Annotated in this window: 2 protein-coding genes; both read left to right on the top strand. The window is 38.7% G+C overall.

Annotation, left to right across the window (positions count from 1 at the left end):
• A partial coding sequence (locus A3EM_RS45295) for a hypothetical protein (protein WP_044241306.1) occupies window positions 1-986 on the top strand: 986 nt, incomplete at its 5' end.
• A gap of 64 nt (window positions 987-1050) precedes the next feature.
• Complete coding sequence (locus A3EM_RS0141020; RefSeq protein ID WP_020534056.1) at window positions 1051-1431, top strand: hypothetical protein; 381 nt, start codon at window positions 1051-1053, stop codon at window positions 1429-1431.
• Window positions 1432-1607: the final 176 nt, after the last annotated feature.

Consider the following 1607-nt stretch of genomic DNA (forward strand, 5'->3'; position numbering starts at 1 on the left):
GCGTAATGAAGTTAGATAAGGTTTTTACTGTCCCAGTTGACAGAACTTTAGGTGCCGGGGGTTCTGGTACTTTCAACTTTAGCCGGGGAAAAATCAACGGGCTAATTATTTCGGGAATGTCTTATATTGGGGCAAATGACCGGGTTACTGTGAAGTTGAGACAAAACAACAAAGTTTTGTTACTTGTGTCACGAATGAGGATGACCGATTTAGAATTTATTTCTAATTTGAATTATGGTTATGCTTACAGTCCTTTTAATGAGATTGTTTATGAGACTGTTAAAACTGCTGGCGAAGGTGCTAGGTTAGGCGGTGTAGTAAGGGGTCGAACAATGTACATTGACTTAGGTCATATTACACTTGATCAGGGAGAGTTGGAAATTACTTTAGATGGTGCTGATCATGCGACTTTAACCCATACTGATAATTTCAGTTTTTACTCTGTTCACTTCGGTGATCAGCCTGACAGGGTTTTCATTTATGATGAAACCAAAGATTTATACGGGAATCACGATTCTGTAAGAAGTATTTTCATTAAAAATGAGACTGGTTTTGCAGATGTTGACGGAGATATTGACAAAGACGTTGACGTACAAGTTGATTCTGACGAAAAGTCATTTTTTAGTGATATTACCGGTGTTATTGCTGCCACTCAATTGTTTTCAAATGTTGAAAACTTGATTGCCGACAAAATGGTAAAAATCTTTGCCAAATCTGACGGGCTTCCTGCTGATTGTCATATAAAAGTTACTGGGAATGATGCTTCTGAAACTGCTTTGATTTTTATCAAAGAAGAAATTATGCAAGCAGCCACAACCAAAAGTACATTCAATAATCTAGGTGAATTGATCCAAAGGGTTGAGAAGTTGGAAAGAAAAGATCCTGCAAAAGCGAAAGCTTATAGGCATGCCGGAATTATTGAGAAATCACAGGACCTTAAGAAGGTGAAAGAAGTGATTGAGGACGGTTCTGACTCCGATCAATAAAAATTAACTGAATTCTAATTTGAAGGGAGTTTTACGGAACTCCCTTTTTTAAAACCAATTAACTATGAGTTTCTTTAAAAAATTAGGTCAGGGAATAAAAAAGGTTGCCGGAAAAGTGGGGAAAGTTGTTTTACCTGTTGCCGCAAGTTTTGTTCCGGGCGTGGGTGGTGCTCTTTCAGCCGGTCTTAGTACTGCGTTGAATAAGCCAAAATCAGCTATAAATGAAATTAATAAACCGTTGGGGGGTGTCCCTTTACCAATCAGCAATGCGATTAATCCGACCGGCTCTATTAAAGTTGGGGGTGTTACTATTAGTAATCCTCCTGTATCCGATAATAGTACTGGCAATAATGGTGCTCCAAGTGTGGGCAGCAATCAAGCTGCTCCGGTTGTTGGAAAGCTTGCTTTAGCCGGTCTGGCTGCTAAACTGTTTGGTATAATTTAAAAAAAAAGTAAAATGGCGAATACGCGAAGAAGGTCTAATAATAGATCATGGTCAAATAATGATTCTTGGTCGAATCGATCAAATAGGAGAAAAAAGTCTTCCGGCTCTAGAATGGGAGTTACTAAGAATGGTTCTCGTTGGGTTTCTGGTTGGAATTTCCAAAAAAGAAGGGGTTT

Origin of the sequence: Flexithrix dorotheae DSM 6795 (assembly GCF_000379765.1) — a bacterium.
Taxonomy (GTDB): domain Bacteria; phylum Bacteroidota; class Bacteroidia; order Cytophagales; family Flammeovirgaceae; genus Flexithrix; species Flexithrix dorotheae.

What these genes read in the sequence shown, in the direction of transcription:
- A3EM_RS0141020 (WP_020534056.1), top strand. Translation starts at nt 1,051, where the DNA reads ATGAGTTTCTTTAAAAAATTAGGTCAGGGAATAAAAAAGGTTGCCGGA.